Genomic DNA, 26,150 nt, shown 5'->3' on the forward strand with positions numbered 1-26,150 from the left:
CGCGGGACGTCGGCGCGCAGCACACCGTCATCCCGGGGACGCGCAGCGGAGCCCGGGATCCAGAACCATAGGTTTCGTCGCGTCCGGCACCGTCGGCGGCTCTGGATTCCCGGGCTCGCCTGCGGCGCCCCGGAATGACGCCGCGGTGCCATCGATATCGCCCGCTTCGACGGGGGAGGGGTGGCGGTCGGGATTGAGGGAAGGAAGGGGAGGACACCATGATCGGACGCCTGAACCATGTCGCCATCGCGGTCCGCGATCTCGACGCTGCCTGCGCCATCTACCGAGACACCCTCGGGGCCACCGTGACGGAGCCGCTGCCGCAGCCCGAGCACGGCGTCACCGTGGTGTTCGTCAACCTGCCCAACAGCAAGGTCGAGCTGATGGCGCCGCTGGGCGCGGGCTCGCCCATCGAGAGCTTCGTCGAGCGCAACCCTAACGGCGGCGTCCATCACGTCTGCTACGAGGTCGACGACATCATCGCCGCCCGCGACAAGCTCAAGGCCCAGGGCGCGCGCGTCCTCGGCACCGGCGAGCCGAAGATCGGCGCCCACGGCAAGCCCGTTCTCTTCCTCCACCCGAAGGACTTCCTCGGCACCCTCGTCGAGCTGGAACAGGTCTGAGCCGGATGGGCGCCGTCCTCCAGGCCCTGGCAGCCTCCACCCTGCGCACCGTCGGCGTGATGGTGGTGGTGCTCGCCGGGGTGGTCGCCCTCGCGGTGGGCCTGTTCAAGCTCTCGGTGTTCGGCGCGCTCGCCCTCTACTTCGTGGTCTGGTGGACCCTGCTCTTCGTCATCCTGCCCCTCCGCAACCAGGTGGAGACCGACCCGGAGCGGATCGTGCCCGGCCAGGATCCCGGGGCGCCCGCCGTCCCGCGCCTGCGCGAGAAGGCGATCTTGACCTCGCTTCTGGCGAGCGTCGTCTTCCTGGTGGCGATCCAGGTCTTCGAGCTGGCCGGCCTCTGAGGGGGTTCGGCGTGGTCCGGTCGAACCGGACGTGAGCCCGCGCACGGACGTAAGGTCACGCCGCCGTCGTCTTCCAGACCGGGCGCGTCGCTGCCCCCGCGAAGAACGGACGTCGCGCACGCGGGACATCGAACCACGGCCGCAGTGACAGCACCGCGTCATTCCGGGGCGCCGCAGGCGAGCCCGGAATCCAGAACCGCCGACGGTGCAAGGTCTTGCGCCACCTGTGTTTCTGGATCCCGCGTTCCGCTGCGCGGCCCCGGGATGACGGCGCGTCGGCGTGAGACGTCGGTCGGACCGCGACGCAGTGGCGACAGCCTCGCGCAAGCGTCGAGACATAAAAAAAGCAAGGCCTAAGCCTTGCTTTTATGAAGATGGTCGTTTGCTCAGCCTCGATTGTCTCACGCATTGCTGACGGCGTGGCGGCTGAAATTCCTCCCGAGACTCGGACCGTGTGGCGCCACTGCTTGGGCGGCGCATCCATCACGGACGCGCTTATAGGAACAACAATTCTCATTGTCACCTGCTTCGTGAGACATTCCTGCGCTTTTCTACCGGAATGGGAGGTGGCGCTTGCGGGCGGAGCCTGGCTCGCGGGCAACGTTCGGCCGGACCACCCTGCCTCCTGAGGGCGAAACGCCACGCGGCGGACCCGTGTCACCCCTCCGCGCTTGTGTTTTCCCGATGCAATGTGTTGTGTGCCCCGGCGTACCGCCGACCCGCTGGCACGCTGTTTCCAGGGCCTTTCATGCGTCTCTCCCGCTACTTCCTGCCGACCTTGCGCGAGACGCCCAAGGAGGCCGAGATCGTCTCCCACCGCCTCATGCTGCGCGCCGGGCTCGTGCGCCAGGAGGCCGCCGGCATCTATGCCTGGCTGCCGCTGGGCCTGCGCGTCCTGAACAGGGTCTGCGCGGTGATCCGCGAGGAGCAGGACCGGGCGGGCGCCATCGAGATCCTGATGCCGGCAATCCAGTCGGCCGAGCTCTGGCGGGAATCCGGCCGCTACGAGGCCTACGGCAAGGAAATGCTCCGCATCTCCGACCGCCACGACCGCGAGATGCTGTTCGGCCCCACCGCCGAAGAGGTCGTCACCGAGATCTTCCGCGGCAGCGTGCGCTCCTACAAGGACCTTCCGAAGAACCTCTACCAGATCTCCTGGAAGTTCCGCGACGAGGTCCGGCCGCGCTTCGGCACCATGCGCTCGCGCGAGTTCCTCATGAAGGACGCCTATTCCTTCGACATCGACCAGGCCGCCGCCCGCCACGCCTACAACCGGATGTTCGTGGCCTACCTGCGCACCTTCGCGGGCCTCGGCCTGAAGGCGATCCCGATGCGGGCCGACACGGGTCCGATCGGCGGCGACCTCAGCCACGAGTTCATCATCCTGGCCCAGACCGGCGAGAGCGAGGTCTACTGCGACAGCCAGTACCTCGATTTCGAGGTCCCGCCGGTGACCACCGACTTCGAGGACGTCGCCGCGCTCCAGGGCACCGTCGACCGCTGGACCTCGCTCTACGCCGCCACCTCCGAGATGCACGAGCCGGCGGCCTTCGCCGAGGTGCAGGCCGACAAGCAGATGGCCGCGCGCGGCATCGAGGTCGGGCACATCTTCTACTTCGGCACCAAGTATTCCGAGCCCATGGGCGCCAAGGTCACCGGTCCCGACGGCGTCGAGCGCCCGGTCCACATGGGCTCCTACGGGATCGGCCCGAGCCGCCTCGTGGCGGCGATCATCGAGGCTTCCCACGACGAGGCCGGGATCATCTGGCCCGACGCGGTGGCGCCCTTCGACGTGGCGCTGATCAACCTCAAGACGGGCGATGCCGCCACCGACGCCGCCTGCGGCGAGATCCAGGCCACCCTCGAGGCGGCCGGCCTCAGCGTGCTCTACGACGACCGCGACGAGCGCCCGGGCGCCAAGTTCGCCACGGCCGACCTCATCGGCCTGCCCTGGCAGGTCATCGTCGGCCCCCGCGGCCTCGCGGAGGGCAAGGTGGAGCTGAAGCGTCGGGCCGGCGGCGAGCGCGAAAGCATCGCCCCGATCGATCTGCTCGCCCGCCTGAAGCGGCTCTGAGGCGCCCCATGGCGGCGACCCTCACGGACAGGCTTGCGGGCCTTCGCGCCCGGTTCCGGCGCGGGAGCACGCCCCCCTTCGCCGGGTTCGAGTGGATCATCGCCGGGCGCTACCTGCGGGCCCGGCGCCGGGGCGGCGGCGTCTCCGTGGTGGCGTTCTTCTCGCTCCTCGGCATCGCCCTGGGCGTCGCCACGCTGATCATCGTGCTCTCGGTGATGAACGGTTTCCGCACCGAGCTCCTGTCGAAGATCGTCGGCATCAACGGCCACGTCTTCGTCGCCCCGATCGACAAGCTCTTCACCGACTATGCCGACCTGTCCGAGCGCCTGTCGAAGGTCGCCGGGGTGCGGGCGGCGATCCCCCTGGTGGAGGGGCAGGCCTTCGCCTCCTCGCCCTATGGCGGCGCCGGCAGCGGCGTGCTGGTCCGCGGCATCCGGGGCGAGGACCTCGACAAGATCGGCGCCATCGCGAGCAACATCAAGGGCGGCAGCCTGGAGGGCTTCGACGACGGGTCGGGCGTCGCCATCGGCCGGCGCCTGGCCGAATCCCTCGGCGTCCAGGCCGGCGACCAGATCAACCTGCTGACGCCGAAGGGCGCCTCGACGCCGTTCGGCACGGCGCCGCGCACCAAGGGCTACACCATCAAGGCGATCTTCGAGATCGGCATGACCGAGTTCGACTCGACCTTCGTGTTCATGCCCCTGACGGAGTCCCAGGCCTTCTTCAACCGGGACGCCGATGTCAGCCTGATCGAGATCTACCTCGACAATGCCGAGGCGGTGGGCACGATGCGGCCCGACCTCGAGATGGCGGCCGAGCGCCCGGTACTCCTCACCGACTGGCGCCAGCGCAACCGGACCTTCTTCGGCGCCCTGGAGGTGGAGCGGAACGTGATGTTCCTGATCCTCAGCCTGATCGTCGTGGTCGCGACCCTGAACATCATTTCGGGACTGATCCTGCTCGTGCGCGACAAGTCCAGCGACATCGCCATCCTGCGCACCATGGGGGCGACCCCCGGCACCATCATGCGGGTGTTCCTCATCAACGGCGCGCTGATCGGCGTGGTGGGGACCCTGAGCGGGCTGGCCCTCGGCATCCTGATCACGATGAACATCAAGGGGATCCAGCGGGTGCTGTTCCCCTCCGCCTGGGACCCCACGGTGCGCTTCCTGGCCGAAATTCCGGCCGAGATGAACGCCAACGAGATCACCGTGGTGGTCGTCACCTCCATCGCCCTGTCGCTGATCGCGACGCTGTATCCCTCGTGGCGCGCCGCCCGGCTCGATCCGGTGCAGGCCCTGCGCTACGGTTGAGGCCCGAGCATCCATGACCACGACAGCCGAGGCGCCCGGCGCGCAGCCGGTCCCGGCCCTGTTCTTCGCCAAGGTGGAGCGGCGCTACGCCCAAGGGGCCGGCGCCCTCGAGATCCTGCGCCAGGCGGATTTCGCGATCTGGCCGGGCGAGCTCGTCGCCCTGGTGGCGCCCTCGGGGGCCGGCAAGAGCACGCTGCTGCACCTCGCCGGCCTGCTGGAGCGCCCCGACGGCGGCGAGATCTACATCGGCGGCCGTCCGACCGCCGCGATGGTGGATGCCGAGCGCACCCGCCTGCGGCGCGAGGAGATGGGCTTCGTCTACCAGTTCCACCACCTCCTGCCGGAATTCTCGGCCCTGGAGAACGTGGTGATGCCGCAGCTGATCCGCGGGCTCTCGCAGCGCGAGGCGCGGGCGCGGGCGGACGAACTCCTGAGCTTCCTCGGCCTCAAGGAGCGCCTCCAGCACCGGCCGGCCGAACTCTCGGGCGGCGAGCAGCAGCGCGTCGCCATCGCCCGCGCGGTCGCCAACGGCCCGCGCCTGCTCCTGGCCGACGAGCCCACCGGCAACCTCGATCCGCACACCGCCGCCCACGTCTTCGGCATCCTGGTGGCGCTGGTGCGCGCCTCCGGCCTCGCCGCGCTGATCGCCACCCACAACATGGATCTCGCCGCCCGCATGGACCGGCGCGTGACGATCCGGGACGGGCTGATCGAGCAGCTGCCCTGAGGGCCGGGCACGGGTATCAATGGCGGCGGATCGCTGGGCCGCGGAGGTCCGACGCCTTCGCGTGAGCACGCGGAGCCGGTCCGCGACCGCTGGCCAAGGCGACGGGATTTACCGGGCCGTAACCACGATGCGGTGCGCCGACCAGTTTCGCTTTACATAGAACAAAACAAGAACAAAACTCGGGGCGTCAACGAAAGGCGAGGCCCATGTTCAAGCGGATGATCCTGACGGGTGCGGTCGAGTTCACGGCCTTCGGGCTCCTGGCGATGTCCATCGCCGCCTGGGCTGTCGCACTGGCGCCCTTGCGTTAGCGTTGCGACGAGGTCACAGGGGTCGCGCGGTCCACAGGGAAACGCGTCCGGGCCCCGAATTCTCATGGATTGGAAACCACGACTCGGGCTGGTGGTCTCATGGCGCGCATCCTGAAAGACCCGGCTTACGTCCACCTCCACGTTCACTCGTCGTTCTCCCTACTGGAAGGGGCCCTGAAGGTCGGGGACATCGTGAAGGCGGCGCTCGCCGACCGGCAGCCGGCCCTGGCGCTCACCGACACCAACAACCTGTTCGGGGCGCTGGAATTCTCCGAGAAGGCCGCCGGCGCCGGCCTCCAGCCGATCCCGGGCCTCCAGCTCACCGTCGCCTTCGAGGCGCCCGATCCGATGGCGCGCGTCGGGCAGGGCCAGGCCGGCTGCGCCAACATCGTCGTGCTGGCGAAGGACGAGACCGGCTACGGCAACCTGCTGCGTCTGGCGAGCCGCGCCTATTTCGACGGGGCGCTGGGCGACGCCCCCCGGGTCGGCGTCGAGGCCCTGGCCGAGTCGAGCGCCGGCCTGATCGCCCTGACGGGCGGTTCCACCGGGCCCCTCGACAGCGCCCTGCGGCAGGGCCGGGCCGAACTCGCCGCCGGCCGCCTGGCGCAGCTGCGCGCGGCCTTCGGCGAGGATGGCCTCTACGTCGAGATCCTGCGCCACGGGCTGCCCGACGAGCGCATGGTCGAGCGGGAATTGCTGCGGCTCGCCGACACGAACGGCCTCTCGGTGGTGGCCGCCAACGAGCCGTTCTTCGCCCGGGAGGGCGACTACGACGCCCACGACGCGCTGCTGGCCATCGCGGACGGCCGCCTCGTCTCGGACGACCGCCGCCGCAAGCTGACCCCGCGCCACGGCTTCAAGACCCGCGCCGAGATGGCCGCGCTCTTCGCCGACCTGCCGGACGCCCTGAACGCCACCGTCGAGATCGCCATGCGCTGCGCCTACCGCGTGCGCACCCGCAAGCCGATCCTGCCGAATTTCGGCGTGGTCGCCGCCCTCGACGCCGCCGCCCCCGAGGGCACCCCCGAAGTCGCGGCGGCGCCCCCCCTCGACGAGCCGGCGGAGCTGCGCCGGCAGGCGGAGGCCGGCCTCGAACGGCGCCTCGCCCAGCACGGCACCGCGCCCGGCATGTCCGAGCAGGTCTATCGCGACCGCCTCGCCTTCGAGCTCGACGTCATCGTCGGCATGAAGTTTCCCGGCTACTTCCTGATCGTGTCGGACTTCATCAAGTGGGCCAAGGACCACGACATCCCGGTGGGGCCGGGCCGCGGCTCCGGCGCCGGCTCCCTGGTGGCCTGGTCGCTCCTCATCACCGACCTCGACCCGCTGCGCTTCGGCCTGCTGTTCGAGCGCTTCCTCAACCCCGAGCGCGTCTCGATGCCGGATTTCGACATCGACTTCTGCGTCGAGGGCCGCGAGCGGGTGATCAATTACGTGCAGCAGCGCTACGGCGAGCGGCAGGTGGCGCAGATCATCACCTTCGGCACCCTGCTGGCCCGCGGCGTGCTGCGCGACGTTGGCCGCGTGCTGGAGATGCCCTACGGGCAGGTCGACAAGCTGACCAAGCTCGTGCCGCAGAACCCGGCCAATCCCGTCACTCTGGTCCAGGCCATCGAGGGCGAGCCGAAGCTCCAGCAGGCGATCGAGGAGGAGCCGATCGTCGCCCGGCTCATGGAAATCTCGAAGAAGCTCGAGGGCTTGCACCGGCACGCCTCGACCCACGCCGCCGGCGTGGTCATCGGCGACCGTCCCCTCGAACAGCTGGTGCCGCTCTACCGCGACCCGAAGACCGGCATGCGGGTGACCCAGTTCAACATGAAGTGGGTCGAGGCCGCGGGCCTGGTGAAGTTCGACTTCCTCGGCCTGAAGACCCTGACGCTGCTGCGCTGCTGCACGGACTTCCTGGCCCGGCGCGGCATCATCGTGGATCTCGCCTCGCTGCCCCTCGACGACCCGGCGACCTACGCGCCGATGAAGCGCGGCGAGACGGTGGGCGTGTTCCAGGTGGAATCGGCCGGCATGCGCAAGGCCCTGGTCGAGATGCAGGCCGACCGCTTCGAGGACATCATCGCCCTGGTGGCGCTCTACCGCCCGGGCCCCATGGCCAACATCCCGGTCTATTGCGAGCGCAAGCTCGGCCGCGATGCCGGCAACGAGGCGAGCTGGTACCCGCACGAGAAGCTGGAGCCGATCCTCAAGGAGACCTTCGGCATCATCGTCTACCAGGAACAGGTGATGGAGGTGGCCAAGGTCCTGGCCGGCTACTCGCTCGGCGAGGCCGACATGCTCCGCCGCGCCATGGGCAAGAAGATCAAGGCCGAGATGGACGCCCAGCGCGACCGCTTCGTGAAGGGCTGCATCGAGCGCGACCTCACCAAGGCCAAGGCCAACGAGATCTTCGACCTGCTCGCCAAGTTCGCCGATTACGGCTTCAACAAGTCGCACGCCGCCGCCTACGCCCTGCTGACCTACCAGACCGCCTACCTCAAGGCGAACCATCCGGTGGAGTTCCTGGCCGCCGCGATGCAGCTCGACATCGACGTCACCGACAAGCTGGCGGAGTTCCGCCAGGACGCCCAGCGCCTGAAGATCACCGTCGAGCCGCCCTCGATCAACACCTCGGGCGTCGGCTTCGAGGTGCGCGAGGGCCGCATCCACTACGCGCTCGCGGCGATCAAGGGCGTGGGCCGGGGGGCGGTCGAGGCCCTGATCGAGGCCCGGGGGGACCGGCCCTTCAAGGATCTCGCCTGCCTCGCCCGCCGCCTCAACCCGCGCATGCTCAACAAGCGCACCCTGGAGAACCTCGTGGCGGCCGGCGCCATGGACACCATCGAGCCGGATCGCGCCCGGGCCTGCGCCGCCATCGAACCGATGATGAAGCTGGCGCAAGGGGCGGCCGAGGCGGCCAGCACCGGCATCGAGGACATGTTCGGCGGCATCACCGCCGCCGACGTCACCCTGCGGGTGCCGCCCTACGACCCCTGGCCGATGGCCGACAAGCTGAAGAAGGAATACGAGGCGATCGGCTTCTTCCTGTCGGGCCATCCCCTCGACGAGTACGGCGACCTCCTCGGCAAGCTCCGGGTCCAGACCTGGGCCGAGTTCTGCCGCGCCGTCCGGGCCGGCACCACCAGCGTCGGCCGCGTGGCGGCCTCGGTGCTCGACCGCTCGGAGCGCCGGACCAAGACCGGCAACAAGCTCGGCATCGTCATCCTGTCCGACCAGACCGGGCATTTCGAGGCGATCATCTTCTCGGAGGGCCTCGGCCAGTACCGCGAGATCCTCGAGCCGGGCCGGCCGCTGGTGCTCCAGCTCCAGGCCAACCTCGAGGGCGAGGACGTGCGCGCCCGCATCATGACCGCCGAGCCCCTCGACGTGGCGGTGGCCCGCCACCAGAAGGGCATGCGCGTCTACCTGCAGGACGAGCGCCCGATCCCATCCGTGCAGCAGCGCCTGCAGGTGCGGGGGGAGGGCGAGGTCTCCCTGATCCTCCTCCTCGACGGCGCCCGCGAGGTCGAGGTCAAGCTGCCGGGCCGGTACCAGGCGACGCCCCAGATCGCCGGAGCGCTCCGGGCGGTGCCGGGCGTGGTGCAGGTCGAGGTGAACTGAGGCGCCGGCCCGGCCCTCGGGCACGGGGCCTCGCATCGGCCGGGCCGGGAGCCCGACCGACGCTTCCGCTCATCCGGTCTTGGACGGTCTTCGGTGGATTCCTCCGGCGCCTCTCGCGCAGGTCCCCCTCCTGGAGGGAGAGGAACAGGGTAAGGCGCGTGACCACGTCGGAGGGGCGAACCCCTCACCCCAACCCTCTCCCGGATGAAAGCGGGGGCCTGTTTCGACCCACCCCACCTGAGGGATCGCGCGGACGCCCTCTCGCATCGGACCCGATCGATCCCTTCGGCATGCCGGGCTTCGGGAGGCCGGATCCGGGCTCCGATCAGGGGGTGCGCGGGCCTGTCCTGCGCGCCTCCGACTTAGCCCGATCGAGGCCCCGGTTTGAGTAAGCGGAGCCGTCTCACGCCGCGCGGATGGCGGCGAGGAAGCCCTCGACCTCCTGGCGCACGGTGACCGACTGGACCGAGAGTTCGCCCGCCGCCATCAGCACCTGCTGGGCCGCGGAGCCGGTGTCGCCGGAGGAGGCGAGGACCTGGGCGACGTTCGTCGAGACGTCCTGGGTTCCGCGGGCCGCTTCGGCCGCGTTGCGGGAGATCTCGCCGGTGGCCGCCGTCTGCTCCACCACCGTCGCGGCGATGCTTTCCGTGATCGCGTTCACCGACACGATGGTCTGGCCGATCTGGCGGATGGCCGCGACGGCCTGGGCGGTGGCCTGCTGGATCGCCGCGATCTGCCCGCCGATCTGGTCGGTGGCCCGGGCGGTCTGGCCGGCGAGCTCCTTGACCTCTGCGGCGACCACCGCGAAGCCGCGTCCCGCCTCGCCGGCCCGCGCCGCCTCGATGGTGGCGTTGAGCGCCAGCAGGTTGGTCTGGCTGGCGATGCCGGAGATCATCGTCACGGCCTCTCCGATCCGGTCGGCGGCCTGGATCAGGCTGCCCATGCTGGCGTCCGTCGCTTCCGCCTCGCGGGCCGCGGCACCGGCGGCGGCGTTCGATTGCTGAACTTGGCGTTCGATCTCCTGCAGGGAGGCGACCATCTCCTCGGCGGCCGCGGCCACGGTCTGCACGTTCGTCGCGGTTTCCCGCGCGGCCGCGCTCGAGGCGAGCGCCTGCCCGCTGGTGCTCTCCGCCACCTGGGTCATCGACCGGGCCGTGGCGTCGAGTTCGGTCGCCGCGGAGGTGACGATGCCGATGTTGCCCGAGATGGTCTGCTCGAAGCTCTGGACGAGCTCGTCGACCCGGTCCGCCCGGCGCTGGCGCGCCGACAGCGCGGCGACCTGCTGCGCCTCCAGTTCGATGCGCGCGATGGCGTTCTGGCGAAACACGTCGACGGCCTTGGCCATCGCGCCCATCTCGTCCCCCGCCGTCTGCGAGGGGACCGTGACGGCCGTCTCGCCGGCGGCCAGGCGGCTCATCGCATCCGTCATGCCGGAGATCGGCCGGATGATGCTGCGGGCGATCAGGACGGCGAGGGCGCCGCCGAGCGCCAGCGCCAGGCCGACGAAGGCCATCTGCAGGACGCGGGCCCGGCTCACGCTCGCGTCCGTGCCGGCGATGATCTCGCTCACGGCCGACTCGATCTTCGCCCGGACTCCCAGGCCAGCCTGCATCAGGGCCGCCGCATGCGGTTTGAGCGTGTCGTCATGGGCCGCCCGCGTCGCCTCGATGGCGGCTGCCGCCGCGTTGAAGGCGTCGATGTAGGCGGCGACCGTGTCCTGCAACCGCTTGATCGGACGCGTGAACGCGCCGCCCGTGTCGAGCTCCTTCAGCGTCCTGATGGCGGTGTCGGCCTTGAGGCTGTTCGTGGCGAAGGTCGCGGGACCCTGGGGATCGCGGGTGGCCAGGAAACGCCAGTTCGCGACCCGCATCAGCAGCACCGCGCTATCGACCGTCGCGACCTGAGCGATCTGCGCCGCAGAGCCGTTCTGACGGATGTCGGAGATCAGGAGGCCGGCCACGCGCGTCAGCTCGTCGCCGGTCCGGAACAGCTTGGTCTTGCTGTCCGTCAGCGCCAGACCGGCTTGTCCGAGGCGCTGGATATCGTCCTTCAGGGCGGCAGACTGGTCCCGCATGCTGGCGTAGATCGCGCGCCGCTCCTCCGACACCGCGATGTCGACCTGGCGCTGGAGCACCGTGGTGATGGCCTGGCGTGTCTGCTCGACCTGCTCGATCTGATCGGGCGTCTGGCTCGACTGCAGATCCAGAGCCTGCCCGGACAGCCGCTCCGCGAGGCCGTTCATCGCGAAGACGTTGCGTGCCCCCTCCTCGAGGCGAGCGACCCGTGCGTATTCGGCCACGATGGAGCCGAGTTGATACTGCGCGGTCAGGCCAATTCCGCCGGTGATCAGGATCAGGCTGCCGAATCCGGCGTAGAGGCGAGCGCGGATACCGTATGTCATCGAGAGGCCTGATCCGTTGCGTGGTTTGTGCATGTCTCCTAGGTGTTGACCAATAAAAATGTCTTAAATTACATTATCTATCTAAATCGTCAGATCTATCTGAACTAATATTGTCCATCTATACAATCGAGGTGAGCATTTTTGGGCCAGCAACGTCACGCGGATCACCGATCGCGGGCATGTCCGGTCGATCGGGGTCGAACGAACGGACCGCCCGACGTCCCACCCGCGCGCCACGCCCCGTCGTTCCGGCGGAACCCGCGCGTCGAGGGTCCGAAGGGCGCGTCAGGCGCCGGCCGCCGACGGGCCGGCGGTGCCGGCCCGGACTCGCGCCCGCAGGCGCTCCGCCACCATCGCCTGCAGGGTGAGGAGGTGCGGGCAGCGGATGCCCGCCTCGAGGCAGGCGGCCACCGTGCGAAACAGGTACTCGGCGCTCGGCCCGAGATGGCCGGCCCCGGCGGCGATCTGGTCCGCGATCGCGTCGTCCGGGATCGGGCCGGTGTAGCGGTCACTCTCGGGGTTCACCAGGAAGGTCAGCGCCTGGATCGTGCCGGCGGCCGTCTCCACCGGGACCCAGCGCCCGAGATAGCCGTTGCCGCGCATCTCGCGGCGCCAGACCGGCAGCAGGGTCTCGGCGGCCTCCGCACCGGTCAGCCGGAAGGCGACCCCCTCGCAGGAGCCGCCCGCATCGAGGGCCAGGACGAGGCCGGGATTGTCCACGCTGCCGCGGAACCGGCGCTGGAGGAGGCAGAAGCGCCGGTGATAGCCGTGCACGGTGCCGACCCGGCGCTCGGAATAGGCGAATTCCGGCTGCCAGATCAGCGAGCCGTAGCCGAACACCCACAAGCCCTCCGCGGGCATCGGCCGGGCGGCGAGGGCGGCGGCGAGGCCCGGGGCCAGTTCGGCATCGCTCAGCAGCGCGAGGGCCGTCGCGTCGTCCGCCACCGGCGTCGGATGGGCACGGGCGATGAGGGCGAGGGTCAGGGCGAGGGGCTGGTCGGGCATGGGGCCAGCGAACCACCGGGCAGGCCGGGGCGCAAGACCGGCTGCGCCGAAGCGCCAGACCGGCCGCGCCGAAGCGCAAGACCGGCCGCGCCGGGGGGCGTGCCTCAGCCCCGGCCGGCCGCCAAAGCCTCCAGTTCCGGCAACGGCTCGGTCCGGTGCCCCTCGCAGATCTCCGGATCCTCGTCGACGCGGGTAAGGACGCCGCCGGCCTCCTGCACGACGATCTTCGGCCGCTCGGCGCGGCCGAAGGTGCGTCCCGTCATCCGGCTCGAGAGGCAGTAGAGCGTGCGGCCGGCGTCTTGGAACGGCTGCGAGACCCGGCTGTGCGCGAACCGCACCGGGATCAGCGAGACCGCGCCGAACGCGGCCTGCCCGAGGGCGAAGGCGGCGAGCCGTTCCCGCAGGGGCGCGGTCGCGGCGGGCGTCGGGATGCCCGCCCGCGGCCCGCAGGCCGCGAGGGGCAGCAGGGCGGCGAGGACCAGGGCGGGGCGGCGGCGGGCCGCGCGCACGGGCAGGGACATCGGGGCAGGCTCGATTCGGAGTAATTGCAAGCCTATCGGATTCCCCGCTTCGAGGGAAACCGCGTTCACTTGCAACCGGAATGGACGCAGCGCGCTTGCATCGCCTCGACGGCGCCGTAAGACACGGGCATGCAATGGACCGACGAGGCCCTGGTGCTCGGCCTGCGCCGCCAGGGCGAGACCAGCGTCATCCTCGAACTCATGACCCGGACCCACGGCCGCCACCTCGGGCTCGTGCATGGCGGGCGCTCGCGCCGGATGCAGCCGGTGCTGCAGGCCGGCAACCGGGTGCAGGCCACCTGGCGGGCGCGCCTCGACGAGAGCCTGGGCGCCTTCGCGGTGGAGCCCGTCGAATCCGTCGCCGCCCGGCTGATGGGGTCGGGGCTCGCCCTCTACGGCATGAGCCATCTCGCGGGCCTGCTCCGCCTGCTGCCCGAGCGCGACCCCCATCCCGAACTGTTCGAGGCGGCCGGCCTCCTGGTGGCGCACCTGCACGACCCGGACATCGCCCCGCCGCTGATGGTCCGCTTCGAACTCGCCATCCTGGCCGAGCTCGGCTTCGGGCTCGACCTGGCGGCCTGCGCCGCCACGGGGGGCAACGACGCGCTGATCTACGTCTCGCCCCGCAGCGGGCGGGCGGTGAGCGCCTCGGCCGGCGAGCCCTATCGCGACCGGCTCCTGGCGCTGCCGGACTTCCTGCGGGCCCGGGCGCCGGGTGCGTCCCTGCCGATGACGCCGGACGTCCGGGACGTTACCGCGGGGTTTACCTTGACGGGGTATTTCCTCGACCAGCACATCTGGGGACCGCGCGCGATCCCCGTGCCCGAGGAGCGCGCGCGCTTCGTTGCATTGGGCACGGGAAGCGCCTAAATTCCGTTCGTGTTTTGTTCTGAATTGGGTCGTCTGAGGCCCGGGAGTTCGTGATGGGCCAGCCCTTCGAGCCGCCATCGAGTCCCGATGGCATCGAGAGCGTCGAGCTGAAGACCGCGCTCGAGGATCGCTACCTCGCCTACGCGCTGTCGACGATCATGCACCGGGCGCTGCCCGATGCCCGCGACGGGCTCAAACCCGTCCACCGCCGCATCCTGTTCGCCATGCGGCTCCTGAAGCTCGATCCGACCTCGGCCTTCAAGAAATGCGCCCGCATCGTGGGCGACGTCATCGGCAAGTACCATCCGCACGGCGACACGGCGGCCTACGACGCCCTGGTGCGCATGGCGCAGGACTTCGCGCAGCGCTACCCGCTGGTCGACGGGCAGGGCAATTTCGGCAACATCGACGGCGATAACGCCGCCGCCCAGCGCTACACCGAGGCCCGGATGACGGAGGTGGCGCGCCTCCTCCTCGAAGGCCTCGACGACGATTCGGTGGATTTCCGCCCGAACTACGACGGGCAGGAGGAGGAGCCGGTGGTGCTCCCCGCCGCCTTCCCGAACCTGCTGGCCAACGGCTCCCAGGGCATCGCGGTGGGCATGGCGACCTCGATCCCGCCCCACAACGCGGCCGAGCTCTGCGACGCGGCGCTCTACCTGATCGGCCATCCCGAGGCGACCTCCGCCCAGCTCCTCACCTTCGTGAAGGGACCGGACTTCCCCACCGGCGGCATCCTGATCGACAGCGCCGAATCGATCACCGAGGCCTACCGCACCGGGCGCGGCGGCTTCCGCGTGCGGGCGCGCTGGGCCAAGGAGGATCTGGGGCGGGGCACCTGGACCATCGTGGTCACGGAGATCCCCTACGGCGTGCAGAAGGCCCGCCTGATCGAGAAGCTCGCCGAGCTCCTGCAGGAGCGCAAGCTGCCCCTGCTCGCCGACGTGCGCGACGAATCGGCCGAGGACGTCCGCATCGTGCTGGAGCCGCGCGCCCGCAACGTCGATCCCGTCATCCTGATGGAATCGCTGTTCCGGCTCACCGAGCTCGAATCCCGCATCTCGCTCAACATGAACGTGCTGGTGGGCGGGCTGGTGCCCCGCGTCATCGGCCTCGCCGAGGCCCTGCGCGAGTGGCTCGACCACCGCCGCGTCGTGCTCCAGCGCCGGTCGCGCCACCGCCTCGGCCAGATCGACCGCCGCCTGGAGATCCTGGGCGGCCTGCTCATCGTCTATCTCGACCTCGACGAGGTGATCCGCATCATCCGCGAGGAGGACGAGCCGAAGCCCGCCCTGATGAAGCGCTTCGAACTCACCGAGGTGCAGGCCAACGCCATCCTCGACACGCGCCTGCGCTCGCTGCGCAAGCTCGAGGAGATGGAGATGAAGCGCGAGCTCGACGCCCTGACCCTGGAGAAGGAGGGGATCGAGGGGCTGCTCGGCTCCGACAAGCTGCAATGGGCCGACATCACCAAGCAGATCCGCGCGGTGAAGAAGACCTTCGGTCCCGAGACCAAGATCGGCGCCCGGCGCACCACCCTGGAGAACCCGCCCGACACCGCCGGCATCGACTTCGCCGCCGCCCTGGTGGAGCGCGAGCCGATCACCGTCATCGTCTCCAACAAGGGCTGGATCCGGGCCCTCAAGGGCCACGTGGCCGACCTCTCGGGCGTCGCCTTCAAGGGCGACGACGGCCTCAAGCTCGCCTTTCCCAGCGAGACCACGGCCAAGATCCTGGTGCTGGCCTCGAACGGCAAGGTCTTCACCCTGGAGGCGGCCAAGCTTCCGGGCGGGCGCGGCTTCGGCGACCCGATCCGCCTGATGGTGGATTTCGACGACGGCACCGAGATCGTCGCGGCCATCCCCTACCAGCCGGGCGCCAAGGTCCTGGTCGCGGCCACCGACGGGCGCGGCTTCCTGGCGCCGGCCGATGCGCTCGTGGCCAACACCCGCAAGGGCAAGGGCATCATGGGCCTCGACGCGCCGGCGACGGCCGCCGTGCTGGTGCCGGCCACCGGCGACCACGTGGCGGTGTGCAGTGCCGACCGGCTGATGCTGGTCTTCCCCTTGAGCGAATTGCCCGAGATGGTGCGCGGCAAGGGCGTGCGCCTGCAGCGCTGCCGCCAGACCACGCTCACCGACGCCCATGTCTTCCCCCTGGCCGAAGGGCTGCCCTGGCGCGAGGCGGGCGGCGAGGCGCGCCTCGCCAATGCGGGGATTCTGGAGAAATGGCTGGGCCACCGCTCGGACGCCGGCGCCCTGATGACCCGGAGCTTCCCGAAGTTCGAGCGGTTCGGGAAGTAGAAGGCGCGGTCGGCCCCTGGCGCCTGGACGCGAATTTCAGGGCGTCTGGCCGAGCGTTTCCTCGACGAGGCGCGGGTTTCGCTGGAGGAGCGCCAGGAGCATGCGGGCCGGTCCTTCGGGCTGGCGACGGCGCTGTTCCCAGTTCCGCAGGGTGCCGACGGCGACACCGATCCGACGGGCGAAGGCATCCTGTGAGAGATCCGTCGCCTTTCGTATCGCGGCGACGTCGATGTCCTGCGGGACGTGGATGCCGAACCCGGCTCCGATGTCCCCGCGCGCATGGGCGACCGCCTGTTTCAGGCTCAGCGTCAACTCGGCGAACATCGCGTCGTCCCTCGCTCATCGCCCCCAGAGAACGAGATCACGCGGGCGCCGCCGCGCTTGCCGCGCCCGGTCAAGGGAACGCGAACCTTTCGAAGGCCGCTAGGTCCCGGAATCACCTCGCGCGCCTGCGGATGGGCCGCGAGGAAATCCACCACCGCACTTCGCGCGACGTCGGTCATGACGCGTTCGGCAGAGCGCAGATAGACCTCGTCTCGATGACCGTAGGGAGCACGCTGGCCATGCCCAAGACCGCGCCGTTGGCGCATGTCCGTCAATGGCAGGAGACAGGTCGAGGAGCTCGGTGGAGATCCGTCAAGGACCGGCAGACAGTCGTCAACCGGGCCAAACACAGACGGCAAGGCCCGGGAAACCGAGTCTTGCCGCACAGGAATCCCTACAAGTCGAGAAGCCGGGTCGCGCCGCTTGAGTCAGCGGCGGCGGAACTGACCCCGCATGGGCGGGCGCGGACCGGAGGAGCGCTCGTCCTTGTGCCGGAACACGAGGCGGCCCTTCTCCAGGTCGTAGGGCGACATCTCGACGGTGACGCGGTCGCCGGCCAGAGTCTTGATGCGGTTCTTCTTCATCTTGCCGGCCGTGTAGGCCACGATCTCGTGCCCTTGGTCGAGCTGCACGCGGTAGCGCGCGTCCGGCAGGATCTCGATCACGAGACCGTCGAACTGCATCAACTCTTCTTTCGCCATCCACACTCTCCAGCCGGACGGCCTGAAAAGGGGCGACCCGGGACACAAAACGAAGCCGTTCGGCAAAACGCGGCGGGCGGCGGGTCCGATCCCATCGGATGCGCAACACCGGCGAGCGTTGCCCCGACATAATGTCCGGATCGGCCGGAAGCAAGCTTTTCCCGATGCAGGCCGGTGATGAACCCGGCACAAGTCGCGCGCGGATCCGACGTGGATTCGGAAAGATCAAGATTTGGCCCGCGATTTCGCTCCGTCGCGCTTCCGGCCGGACGCGCGACGGCGGCGGCGGGCAGACTCGACTCACGGGGTGACGTCGTTGCCCGCAAAGTCGATCCGCCCATCCGGCATCCGCTTCCAGGCCTGCAGGACCGTGGCCGGGCGGCGGGGATCGGGCTTCAGGTCGCCCCGGGCATCGTAGGCGAGGTCGCCGAGAACCGTCCGCAGGGCCCGGCCCTCATGCAGGTAGGCCGCCACCGCCCGGCCCTCCGCCGATCCGGCGCCGAGGACGCCCTGGCGCAGGACCTCGACGGCCGCATAGGCCTGGGCGGCCACCGCGTTCGCGTCCGGGCTGCGGGGACCCTTCGTCGCCTTCGCATCGGGTGTCTTCGGCTCGGGCAGCCGCGGCGGGTCGGCGGTGAGGGTCATCACCGTGCCCTCGGCCGCCGGGCCGGCCGCCTGGGGAAAGGCCGGATCGAGGAGGCCGTCGCTGCCCACCAGCGGCGCGGTCACGCCGGCGTCGCGCAGGCCGCGCAGGAGCACGGCCGCCTCCGGCGCGAGGCCCCCGAAATACACCACCTCGACCCGCGCCCGCTTCAGGCGCGCCACCAGTCCGGAGACGTCGCGCTCGCCGCGGGTCAGGGTCTCGAAGGCCGCCTCCGGCTGGTCCGCGGCCTTGAGCACGCGGCTCACGCCCTCCGCGAGGCCGCGCCCGAACGGGCTCTTGTCGTGCACGAGGCCGATGCGCTGGCCGCCGTGACGGCCGAGGAGGTAGGCGCCGGCGAGCCGCCCCTGCTCGGCCTCGTTCGGCACGGTGCGGAACACGTTCCAGAGGCCCTTGGCCGTCAGCGCGGCAGAGCCGGTGCCCGGCGTCACGGCGACGATGCCGGCCTCCTCGTAGACCGGCATCGCCAGCCCCGCGACGCCGGCATTGAAGGGGCCGACCACCAGGCCGACCCGCTCGGCGGCGAACCGCCGGGCGACGGCGAGACCCTGCTTGCCCTCGCCGCCATCGTCGGCGACCACCAAGACCAGGCGCTGCCCGTCGACACCGCCGGCCCGGTTGAGATCGGCCACCGCCTGCTCGGCGCCGAGGCGCAGGCCCTGTCCGAAGGCGGCATCCGGGCCGGTCAGCGGCGCCGACAGCCCGATGCGGACCTGGGCTTCCGCGGAGCCGGAGGCCGAACCCATCAGCAGGCCGGCGAAGGCGAAGGCGAAGGCGGTGGCGCGGAGGCTGGGCATCGGGGCAGGGCTCCATCGAGGCGGGTGAGGCGGCCCCACGATAGGGGCGCCCGGTCGGTGCGGGAAGACACGCCCCGGTGGCCGCGCCGCCCGGTGCGCATTGCCACGGCGGCGCGGGACCTTACCTCGGTCTATCGGGTTTTCATTTCAGTTCCACGCAGCGGGCCGGATCCCGCGCCGGAGTTCGCCAGGACCATGCTTTCCACCGACAACGACATTCTCGGCGCGGCCGAAGCCTGGCGTCGCGAGGGGCGCGCGGTGGCGCTCGCCACCGTCATCGAGACCTGGGGCTCGGCGCCGCGGCCGGTGGGAAGTCACCTCGTGGTCGACGGCGAGGGCAACTTCCTCGGCTCGGTCTCGGGCGGCTGCGTCGAGGGCGCGGTGATCACCGAGGGCCTGGAGGCGATTGCCGACGGGCAGGCGCGCATCATCGAATTCGGCGTGGCCGACGAGACCGCCTGGCGGGTCGGACTGTCCTGCGGCGGGCGCATCCGCGTCTTCGTCGAGTCCGTGGCCTGAGGCGCCGGCATGCAGCTCGAGACCCTCGCCATCCTCAACGCCGAGCGCGCCGCGCGCCGCGCCGCCATCCTCGTGACCGACCTCGACGGCGGGGCCCAGCGGGTGGTGCGCGAGGCCGAGATCGCCGGCGATCCCCTGGGCGACCTCCTCGCCCGCCACCTCGCCTCCGGCAAGAGCGGCCTCGCCGAGGCGGGCGGCCGCTCGGTCTTCCTCACCGTGCAGGCGCCCCCGGTGCGCCTGGTGGTGATCGGCGCCGTGCACATCAGCCAGGCGCTGTGCCCGATGGCGCGCGCCCTCGATCTCGCCGTCACCGTCATCGATCCGCGCACCGCCTTCGCGACGCCGGAACGCTTCCCCGGCATCGACCTCGTGGCCGAATGGCCGGACGACGCCCTGGCCGGTCCGGTCCCGCCCCTGGACCGCTACTGCGCCGTGGCGGCCCTGACCCACGATCCGAAGATCGACGATCCGGCCTTGGCCGCAGCCCTCCGGGCGGGGTGCTTCTATGTGGGAGCCCTCGGCTCGCGCAAAACCCACGCGGCCCGCGTCGGCCGGCTGACCCAGGCGGGGTTCGCGGAGGCCGAGATCGGCCGGATCGCGGCGCCGATCGGCCTTTCCATCCAGGCCGTCAGCCCGGCCGAGATCGCGGTCTCGATCCTGGCGCAGATCATCGCCGCGCAGCGCACCCCCCGCACCGGAGCCGCCGCGTGAAGTTCGGGGCCGTCCCGACGCGCGAGGCTGCCGGGCTGATCGCCGCCCATACGGTGCGCTCCCACGACGTGACCCTGCGCAAGGGCCGGGTCATCCCGGCCGAGGACGCCGCGCGCCTCGCGGCCGCCGGGCTGTCCGAACTCGTGGCCGTCACCCTCGAGCCGGGCGACGTGGCCGAGGATCCGGCGGCCGAACGCCTCGCCGCGCATCTCGCCGGTCCGCACCTGCGCCGCGAATTGCCCTTCACCGGCCGCTGCAACCTCCATGCGGCGACCGCCGGGCTCCTGCACATCGACCGGGCCGCCGTCGACGCCGTCAACGGTGTGGACGAGGCGATCACGGTGGCGACGCTCGCGCCCTACAAGCCCGTGGTGGCCGGCGAGATGGTCGCCACGGTCAAGATCATCCCCTATGCGGTTCCGGGCGCGGCCCTCGACCGGGCCTGCCGTGCCGCGCCCGCGGGGGCGCTCGCGGTGGCGCCCTACCGGTTGACCCGGGTCGCCGTCGTCTCGACCCTGCTGCCCGGCCTGAAGCCCACGACCATCGACAAGACCCTCGCCAACCTGCGCCACCGCCTCGCCCCGACGGGCGCCGCCCTCGTCACCGAAGCCCGGGTGCCCCATCGCCGCGAGGCCGTGGCCGAGGCGATCCGGGCCGCGGTCACGGAGGATCGCGCCGAGCTGGTGGTGGTGTTCGGCGCCTCGGCCATCGCCGACCGGCGCGACGTGATCCCCGCCGGGATCGAGGCGGCGGGCGGCCACGTCGCGCATCTCGGCATGCCGGTGGACCCGGGCAACCTCCTCCTGGTCGGACGGGTCGCCGCGGTGCCGGTCATCGGCGCGCCGGGCTGTGCGCGCTCGCCCAAGGAGAACGGCTTTGACTGGGTGCTGCACCGGCTGCTCGCCGGCCTCGAAGTGACCCGGGCCGACATCGTCGCCCTCGGTGTCGGCGGGCTCCTCATGGAGATCGGGTCGCGGCCCCAGCCCCGCTCCGGCGGCGACCCGGCCGAAGACGATGCCTGAGAACGATGCCTGAACTCGGTCTCATCCTCCTGGCGGCCGGGCGCGGGACGCGCTTCGGCGCGGAGCCGAAGCTGCTGCAGCCGCTGGCCGGGCGGCCGCTCGTTCGCCACGCCGCGGAGGCCGCGATCGCCTCCGGGCTTGGCCCGGTGGTTGCGGTCCTCGGCGCCCATGCCGGCCGGGTCGGCGCCGCCCTCGACGGGCTCGACCTCGCCCGGGTCGTGAACCCGGCCTATGCGGACGGTCTCGCCACCTCGCTCCAGGCCGGACTCGCGGCCCTGCCGGCGGGGGTTGGCGGCGCGCTCGTGCTGCTGGGCGACATGCCGCGGGTGACCGCCCGCCACCTCCAGGATTTGGCCGACGCCTTCCGCCGGGCGGAGCCGGCCCCCGCGGCGGTGGTGCCGATCCATGCGGGCGTGCGTGGCAACCCGGTCCTCCTGAACCTGGGTCTCCTGGCTCCCGCCCTCGCCGGTCTCTCGGGTGACCAGGGCGCCGGACGGCTGCTCGCCGGACGCGCCGACGTGCTCGAATGCGCGATGGATGCGGGTGTGCGCCTGGACGTCGACACGCCGGATGGTCTCGCGGCCCTCCGCTGAGGGGGCTCCTACAAATCCGTTTGATCCCTTCGGGATGGCGGATTTGGGCCTCGCTCAAGCGCCGCGCAGGCTGGCCGAGACGGGCACCGCTCCGATCGGGCGGAGCCCGTATCAGTCCTGCGCCGCCCGTGCCGGCGCGCGCTTGGCCTCGGCCCGGCAGCGGTCCGAGCAGTAGCGGACCTCGTCCCAGACCCGCTCCCACTTCTTGCGCCACGCGAAGGGCTTGCCGCACTGGACGCAGATCTTGGTGGGAAGATCGGCCTTCTTGCGCATCCGCGCCATGGGGTCTGCTCGATCGCTTTCGTGGAGGGGTCGCTCCGATATAGGGCAGCCTACCGCCCCAGCTGTCCGGCCTCGCTGACCGGGACCGGGCTCCAGCGGGTGAGCTGGATGTAGCCGTCGCGGGCGGCGATGACGACGTGGCGGCGGTAGCGCTGCACCACCGTCCCCGGCGCATGCCGATGCGCCTCGCGCCAGCCCTCGGCCGCCGCCACGTAGACCCGGGACTCGCCGACCCGGGCGATCGTCTCGATCGTGCCGAAGGCGCGGACCCGGCGCAGGATCGCCTCGACCTCGGCGCGGAAGTCGAGGGTGCGATCCGCATCCGTCACCCGCGGCCAGTAGGAGCCGGTGCCCTGGGGAGCGGGCGTCCGCCACAGGGCGGGCAGGTCCCGGGCGATCGGGCCGGCGGCGATGCGGCGCGCCGCCATCTGGCACTTGGCCAGCAGGGTCTCGTGCGATTCCAGGGCGGCGAGCGGGAAGCGCTCCTGGGCCAGGATGTCGCCGGTGTCGAAGCCGTCCTCGGCCAGCACGTGGGCGGTGACGCCCCAGTCCGGCTGCCCGTCGGAGATCGCCTTGAAGAGCGGGTAGGGTCCGCGGCCCAGGGGAAGCGGGGAGGGGTGGAAATTGAGCGCGTAGGTGCACCGCCCGCGCCAGCCCCGGATCAGCCAGGGATAGCCCGCCACCACCAGGGCCCAGTCCCCGCCCTGCGCCTCCGCGAGCCCGGCGAGGTCCTCCGGCCGCATCCGCGAGATCTGGATCGGCACGCGGTGGCGGCGGGCCTGCGTCACCACCGCCTCGTTGTGGTCGTAGATCCCGTCGCAGGGCCGGGTGAACAGCTTGATCGGCGTCCAGCCCGCCCCGATCAGGGCCTCGAACACGCCGCCGAGGAAATCGATTCCGGCAAAGGCGAACTTCATGCGGCTCCCGACGGTCCTGCGACGTCACGGATCGGTCGATCCCGCGCGGGGACGGCTCCCCGTCCCCGGCATCCGCCATACCTACCGCATCGGGAGCGAATTGGGAGCGGGCATGAATATGGGAGCGCGCAGGAGGCGGGAGATCGTCATCGGCGACGCGGGCGGACGAGCGCCCGGCCGGCGCCCGCCGCGGGACGCCCTGCGGGCCCTTCGGCAGGCCGAGGGCTGATCGCCATCCGCACGCTCCGCTTCCTCCTCGGCGACCAGCTCACCCGCCGCATCGCCACCCTCACCGATCTCGATCCGGACCACGACGTCGTCCTGATGGTCGAGGTGCGGGCCGAGGCCACCTACGTGCGCCACCACAAGCAGAAGATCGCCTTCCTGTTCTCGGCGATGCGCCACTTCGCGGCGGAGCTGGAGGCGGAGGGCATCACCGTCGACTATGTCCGCCTCGATGCCCCGGGCAACACCGGCAGCTTCACCGGCGAGCTGGAACGCGCCGTCGCGCGCCACGCGGTCGACCGCGTCGTCGTCACCGAACCCGGGGAGTGGCGGGTCTGGACCATGATGGAGGGCTGGCGCGCCGATCTCGGCCCGCCCGTGGAGATTCGCGACGACAACCGCTTCCTCTGCCCCCGCGCCGACTTCGCCGCCTGGGCCGGCGACCGCCGGAGCCTGCGCATGGAGACGTTCTACCGCGGCATGCGCCGCCGCACCGGCCTGCTGATGGAGGGGACCGAGCCGACCGGCGGCCGCTGGAACTTCGACCCCGAGAACCGCAAGGGGCTGCCGAAGGGCCACGGCGTGCCCGAGCGCGTCGGCTTCCCGCCCGATGCCGTGACCCGGGAGGTCATCGCCCTGGTCGAGCGCGACTTCGCGGATCACTTCGGCGAGACCGACGCCTTCGCCTGGCCGGTCACCCGGGCCGAGGCCATCGCCGCCTTCAAGCACTTCCTTGCCGTCGGCCTTCCGGCCTTCGGCGACTATCAGGACGCGATGCGCGCGGACGCGCCGTTCCTGTACCACGCGCTGATCGCGCCGGCGCTGAATGCCGGGCTGCTGACGCCGGAGGAGGTCTGCCGGGCGGCGGAGCGCGCCTATCGCGCCGGGGAGGCCCCGCTTCACTGCGTCGAGGGGTTCATCCGCCAGATCCTCGGCTGGCGCGAATACGTGCGCGGCCTGTACTGGGCCCGGATGCCGGACTACGCGGCGTCGAACGCCCTCGAGGCCACCCGCGATCTGCCGTGGTTCTACTGGTCCGGCGAGACCGCGATGAACTGCCTGGCGCAGTGCATCGGCGCCACCCGCACCCACGCCTACGCCCATCACATCCAGCGCCTGATGGTGACGGGCAACTTCGCCCTGCTCGCCGGCCTGGCCCCCGAGCAGGTGGAGGAATGGTACCTCGTCGTCTACGCCGATGCCTACGAATGGGTCGAGCTGCCCAACGTCCACGGCATGGTGCTCTGGGCCGATGGCGGCGTGATGGGCTCGAAGCCCTACGCGGCCTCGGGCGCCTACATCAACCGCATGTCGGATTACTGCCGTGGCTGCGCCTACGACGTGGCCAAGAAGACCGGTCCATCGGCCTGCCCGTTCAACTATCTCTACTGGAACTTCCTCATCCGGCACGCGGAGCGCCTGGCGGGCAATCCGCGCCTCGCCATGCCCTACCGTACCCTGGCGCGGATGGACCCGACGAAGCGCGCCGCGATCGTCGACGACGCGGCGCGCTTCCTCGACGGGCTCGATGCGGCGCCGCCGGCCGCCCCGGCCGACCAGGGCACCCTCGCCCTGGCGCCGCCCCGGTCGAAGCCGGCCCGCCATCCGGCCCGGGACACGGTTACCAGGGCGTCCAGACGGAAAGGCTGAGATAGGGGCCGGGGTCCTGATCGTCGGCGAGCTGCAGCCCGGCCGAGAGGCGCAGGCTGAAGCGGCCGAGGGCGAAATCCGTCGCGTGCAGGCCGACGTTCCACTTCCGGTAGCCGGTCCCGTCCCCGGAGAAGGCGATCTCGGGTCCGAGATAGGCGCCCCAGTGCCGATAGCCCCAGGCGAGGCGACCCCAGGTCCTCATGCGGGTGGTGCCGGTGACCAGCGTGGCGGCGAACAGGGTCGCGTCGGTGGGGTGGGCCCACACCTCGCCGTGGAGGCGCAGGCCGAAGCGGGGCGGCAGGGCCTGCACGCAGCCGCAGCCCGACACCACCTCCATCGATCCCTCCGGCCCCGCATAGGCCGCCACGACACCCCAGTCGCGAAACCACTGGTAGCCGAGCACAACGGCGCCGATCGCGGTGTCGCGCGTGGCGGCGCCCTCGCGGCGGCGCTGGCCGCCGAGGCTCCCCAGGGCCACGAATCCCTCCCGGTCGACCCGGTCCAGCGCCAGCTTCGCCCCGGTGGTCACGAAGACGGAGGGGCTCGCCTCCAGGCTTCCGAACAGGACGAGCGAGGCCGGCGAGGAGGACAGGGCCGGCGTGCCGAGGAGACCGGCGGCGCAGGCGGCCGGCACGACGAACCGCCTGGGCTTTCGCTTCGCCTCGGACAGGGCTGTGGTCGTCGCGCGCACGGGCGTCCCAGGTTCGACCCCGAGGACACCCTGGCGGTCATGGCGCCGGGCCCCGGAATCAATCTAGAATCGACATATCACAGAAATTATAAGCTTCTGATTGTATTCTCGACCCATTGCACAGAACACATCCCGGTCAAGATACCTCATCGAAACTATAGAGATCTTTCGCAACCTGAGATTGATTATCTGGGTGCGAGTCGATTTCCAGGACCGGGTGGATCCGTTCGAGGACCGCATTTCGGGGCCTTCCCGGCGCGCGGATGCGCCGCTTGGCCTCGGCGCCCATCTCGGCTACAGCCCGGCTCAGGACCGTCGCCAATGGCCGAGCTTTCTTGTCACCAGCTGCCAGAACTTCCGAGGTTCTCACCGTGCTCGCCGAGCAGGAAGGGGAACGGCTGACCGTCGGCGAGATCGTCGCCGTCCTGAAGGATCGCGCCTTCGCGCTCCTCATCGTCATACTCGGATTGCCCAATTGCCTGCCGATGCCGCCGCCGATCCCCCTGGTCTGCGGTCTTCTGCTGCTGCTGGTTGCGATTCAGATCACAGCCGGCATGGCCTCGCCCTGGCTGCCCCGCGCGCTGCTGCGCCGGTCCGTCGCCCGCAGCGACGTCGAGCGGGCCGCCAGCCGGGCCGTGCCGCTGCTGCGCCGCCTCGAGCACTGGTCGCGCCCGCGCATGAGCCTGTTCGAGACCGCCCTCGGCATGCGCGGCGTCGGCCTCATCCTGCTCACCCTGTCGCTGGCCCTGATCGTGGCCGCGCCGATCGTGGGACAGATCCCCCTCGGCCTCGCCATCTGCCTCGTCGGCCTCGGCCTCGTCGAGCGCGACGGCGTCGTGGTTCTGGGGGGCCTCGCCATCGGCGCCGTGGGTGTCCTCCTCAATGCCGGCTTCGTCTATGCGATCATCTCCGGCCTCATGAGCCTGTTCGCTCTCTGACGGACGGACCGCGCCGAGGAT

At 70.9% G+C, this 26,150-nt stretch carries 23 protein-coding genes; 14 read left to right on the forward strand and 9 right to left on the reverse strand.

Annotation, left to right across the window (positions count from 1 at the left end; genetic code table 11):
* The first annotated feature begins 218 nt into the window (after positions 1 to 218).
* The 6 genes from mce (at position 219) to dnaE (ending at position 8,998) form a co-directional block, all read left to right on the forward strand.
* A complete protein-coding gene (gene mce, locus ASG63_RS08945; RefSeq protein WP_056214637.1) occupies positions 219 to 623 on the forward strand; it encodes a methylmalonyl-CoA epimerase in 405 nt (134 codons plus the stop codon).
* 5 nt (positions 624 to 628) lie between these two features.
* Positions 629 to 964 carry a DUF1467 family protein gene (locus tag ASG63_RS08950; protein ID WP_407067250.1) on the forward strand — a complete coding sequence of 112 codons (336 nt, stop codon included), beginning with the start codon at positions 629 to 631 and terminating at the stop codon, positions 962 to 964.
* 748 nt (positions 965 to 1,712) lie between these two features.
* Positions 1,713 to 3,038, forward strand: coding sequence for a proline--tRNA ligase (proS, locus tag ASG63_RS08955; RefSeq protein ID WP_056214644.1), 1,326 nt, complete (start codon positions 1,713 to 1,715; stop codon positions 3,036 to 3,038).
* Between the two features lie 8 nt (positions 3,039 to 3,046).
* Complete coding sequence (locus ASG63_RS08960; RefSeq protein WP_056214648.1) at positions 3,047 to 4,351, forward strand: lipoprotein-releasing ABC transporter permease subunit; 1,305 nt, start codon at positions 3,047 to 3,049, stop codon at positions 4,349 to 4,351.
* Positions 4,352 to 4,364: 13 nt separating this feature from the next.
* The gene (locus ASG63_RS08965) at positions 4,365 to 5,078 is read left to right on the forward strand and encodes an ABC transporter ATP-binding protein (protein ID WP_056214652.1); all 714 of its coding nucleotides are present in this window, start codon (positions 4,365 to 4,367) and stop codon (positions 5,076 to 5,078) included.
* Between the two features lie 410 nt (positions 5,079 to 5,488).
* Complete coding sequence (gene dnaE, locus ASG63_RS08970) at positions 5,489 to 8,998, forward strand: DNA polymerase III subunit alpha (RefSeq protein WP_056214657.1); 3,510 nt, start codon at positions 5,489 to 5,491, stop codon at positions 8,996 to 8,998.
* 403 nt (positions 8,999 to 9,401) lie between these two features.
* Here dnaE and ASG63_RS08975 read toward each other — a convergent pair whose 3' ends face one another.
* From ASG63_RS08975 to ASG63_RS08985, 3 genes are all read right to left on the reverse strand, one after another.
* On the reverse strand, positions 9,402 to 11,399 hold the full coding sequence (locus ASG63_RS08975; protein WP_056214662.1) for a methyl-accepting chemotaxis protein: 1,998 nt from the start codon (positions 11,397 to 11,399) through the stop codon (positions 9,402 to 9,404).
* A 285-nt stretch (positions 11,400 to 11,684) separates the two neighbouring features.
* Entirely contained in the window at positions 11,685 to 12,404 is a 720-nt protein-coding gene (locus tag ASG63_RS08980; RefSeq protein ID WP_056214665.1) for a gamma-glutamylcyclotransferase, read from the reverse strand.
* 104 nt (positions 12,405 to 12,508) lie between these two features.
* A complete protein-coding gene (locus ASG63_RS08985) occupies positions 12,509 to 12,925 on the reverse strand; it encodes a hypothetical protein (RefSeq protein ID WP_056214668.1) in 417 nt (138 codons plus the stop codon).
* Positions 12,926 to 13,054: 129 nt separating this feature from the next.
* Here ASG63_RS08985 and recO point away from each other — a divergent pair, with 129 nt between their 5' ends.
* The gene (gene recO / locus ASG63_RS08990; RefSeq protein WP_056214671.1) at positions 13,055 to 13,795 is read left to right on the forward strand and encodes a DNA repair protein RecO; all 741 of its coding nucleotides are present in this window, start codon (positions 13,055 to 13,057) and stop codon (positions 13,793 to 13,795) included.
* A gap of 53 nt (positions 13,796 to 13,848) precedes the next feature.
* Complete coding sequence (gene parC / locus ASG63_RS08995; RefSeq protein WP_056214674.1) at positions 13,849 to 16,098, forward strand: DNA topoisomerase IV subunit A; 2,250 nt, start codon at positions 13,849 to 13,851, stop codon at positions 16,096 to 16,098.
* Between the two features lie 36 nt (positions 16,099 to 16,134).
* Here parC and ASG63_RS09000 read toward each other — a convergent pair whose 3' ends face one another.
* The 3 genes from ASG63_RS09000 to ASG63_RS09010 form a co-directional block, all read right to left on the reverse strand.
* Complete coding sequence (locus ASG63_RS09000) at positions 16,135 to 16,422, reverse strand: helix-turn-helix domain-containing protein (protein WP_056214678.1); 288 nt, start codon at positions 16,420 to 16,422, stop codon at positions 16,135 to 16,137.
* A gap of 428 nt (positions 16,423 to 16,850) precedes the next feature.
* Positions 16,851 to 17,123 (reverse strand): translation initiation factor IF-1, encoded by a 273-nt coding sequence (gene infA, locus ASG63_RS09005; RefSeq protein ID WP_056178999.1) that lies wholly within the window; start codon positions 17,121 to 17,123, stop codon positions 16,851 to 16,853.
* Between the two features lie 300 nt (positions 17,124 to 17,423).
* Positions 17,424 to 18,581, reverse strand: coding sequence for a branched-chain amino acid ABC transporter substrate-binding protein (locus ASG63_RS09010; protein ID WP_200957538.1), 1,158 nt, complete (start codon positions 18,579 to 18,581; stop codon positions 17,424 to 17,426).
* A 195-nt stretch (positions 18,582 to 18,776) separates the two neighbouring features.
* Here ASG63_RS09010 and ASG63_RS09015 point away from each other — a divergent pair, with 195 nt between their 5' ends.
* The 4 genes from ASG63_RS09015 to ASG63_RS25160 are packed head-to-tail and all read left to right on the forward strand — an operon-like array spanning position 18,777 to position 21,426.
* Entirely contained in the window at positions 18,777 to 19,100 is a 324-nt protein-coding gene (locus ASG63_RS09015; protein WP_056214682.1) for an XdhC family protein, read from the forward strand.
* 9 nt (positions 19,101 to 19,109) lie between these two features.
* Positions 19,110 to 19,811, forward strand: coding sequence for an XdhC family protein (locus ASG63_RS09020; protein WP_056214685.1), 702 nt, complete (start codon positions 19,110 to 19,112; stop codon positions 19,809 to 19,811).
* Entirely contained in the window at positions 19,808 to 20,833 is a 1,026-nt protein-coding gene (locus tag ASG63_RS25155; protein WP_056214688.1) for a molybdopterin-binding protein, read from the forward strand. Before ASG63_RS09020 ends, ASG63_RS25155 begins: the two co-directional genes overlap by 4 nt.
* Before the next feature lie 5 nt (positions 20,834 to 20,838).
* Positions 20,839 to 21,426, forward strand: a complete 588-nt coding sequence (locus tag ASG63_RS25160) for a nucleotidyltransferase family protein (protein ID WP_056214692.1) — start codon at positions 20,839 to 20,841, stop codon at positions 21,424 to 21,426.
* Positions 21,427 to 21,537: 111 nt separating this feature from the next.
* Here ASG63_RS25160 and ASG63_RS24090 read toward each other — a convergent pair whose 3' ends face one another.
* Together ASG63_RS24090 and ASG63_RS09035 are read right to left on the reverse strand one after the other, a co-directional pair.
* On the reverse strand, positions 21,538 to 21,708 hold the full coding sequence (locus tag ASG63_RS24090; RefSeq protein WP_181017229.1) for a DUF2256 domain-containing protein: 171 nt from the start codon (positions 21,706 to 21,708) through the stop codon (positions 21,538 to 21,540).
* Between the two features lie 50 nt (positions 21,709 to 21,758).
* Positions 21,759 to 22,625, reverse strand: coding sequence for a formyltransferase family protein (locus tag ASG63_RS09035; protein WP_056214697.1), 867 nt, complete (start codon positions 22,623 to 22,625; stop codon positions 21,759 to 21,761).
* A 225-nt stretch (positions 22,626 to 22,850) separates the two neighbouring features.
* Between ASG63_RS09035 and ASG63_RS09040 the strand changes: the two genes are divergently transcribed.
* Positions 22,851 to 24,500: a cryptochrome/photolyase family protein gene (locus ASG63_RS09040; RefSeq protein ID WP_443189784.1), complete on the forward strand. Its 1,650-nt coding sequence runs from the start codon at positions 22,851 to 22,853 to the stop codon at positions 24,498 to 24,500.
* Here ASG63_RS09040 and bcsS read toward each other — a convergent pair.
* Positions 24,472 to 25,191, reverse strand: coding sequence for a cellulose biosynthesis protein BcsS (gene bcsS, locus ASG63_RS09045; protein ID WP_244479856.1), 720 nt, complete (start codon positions 25,189 to 25,191; stop codon positions 24,472 to 24,474). The two genes, ASG63_RS09040 and bcsS, sit on opposite strands and share 29 nt — an antisense overlap.
* Positions 25,192 to 25,526: 335 nt before the next feature.
* Between bcsS and ASG63_RS09050 the strand changes: the two genes are divergently transcribed.
* Positions 25,527 to 26,129, forward strand: a complete 603-nt coding sequence (locus tag ASG63_RS09050) for an exopolysaccharide biosynthesis protein (protein WP_274534725.1) — start codon at positions 25,527 to 25,529, stop codon at positions 26,127 to 26,129.
* The last annotated feature ends 21 nt before the right edge of the window (positions 26,130 to 26,150 follow it).

The sequence above is a fragment of the Methylobacterium sp. Leaf94 genome (assembly GCF_001426045.1).
Classification (GTDB): domain Bacteria; phylum Pseudomonadota; class Alphaproteobacteria; order Rhizobiales; family Beijerinckiaceae; genus Methylobacterium.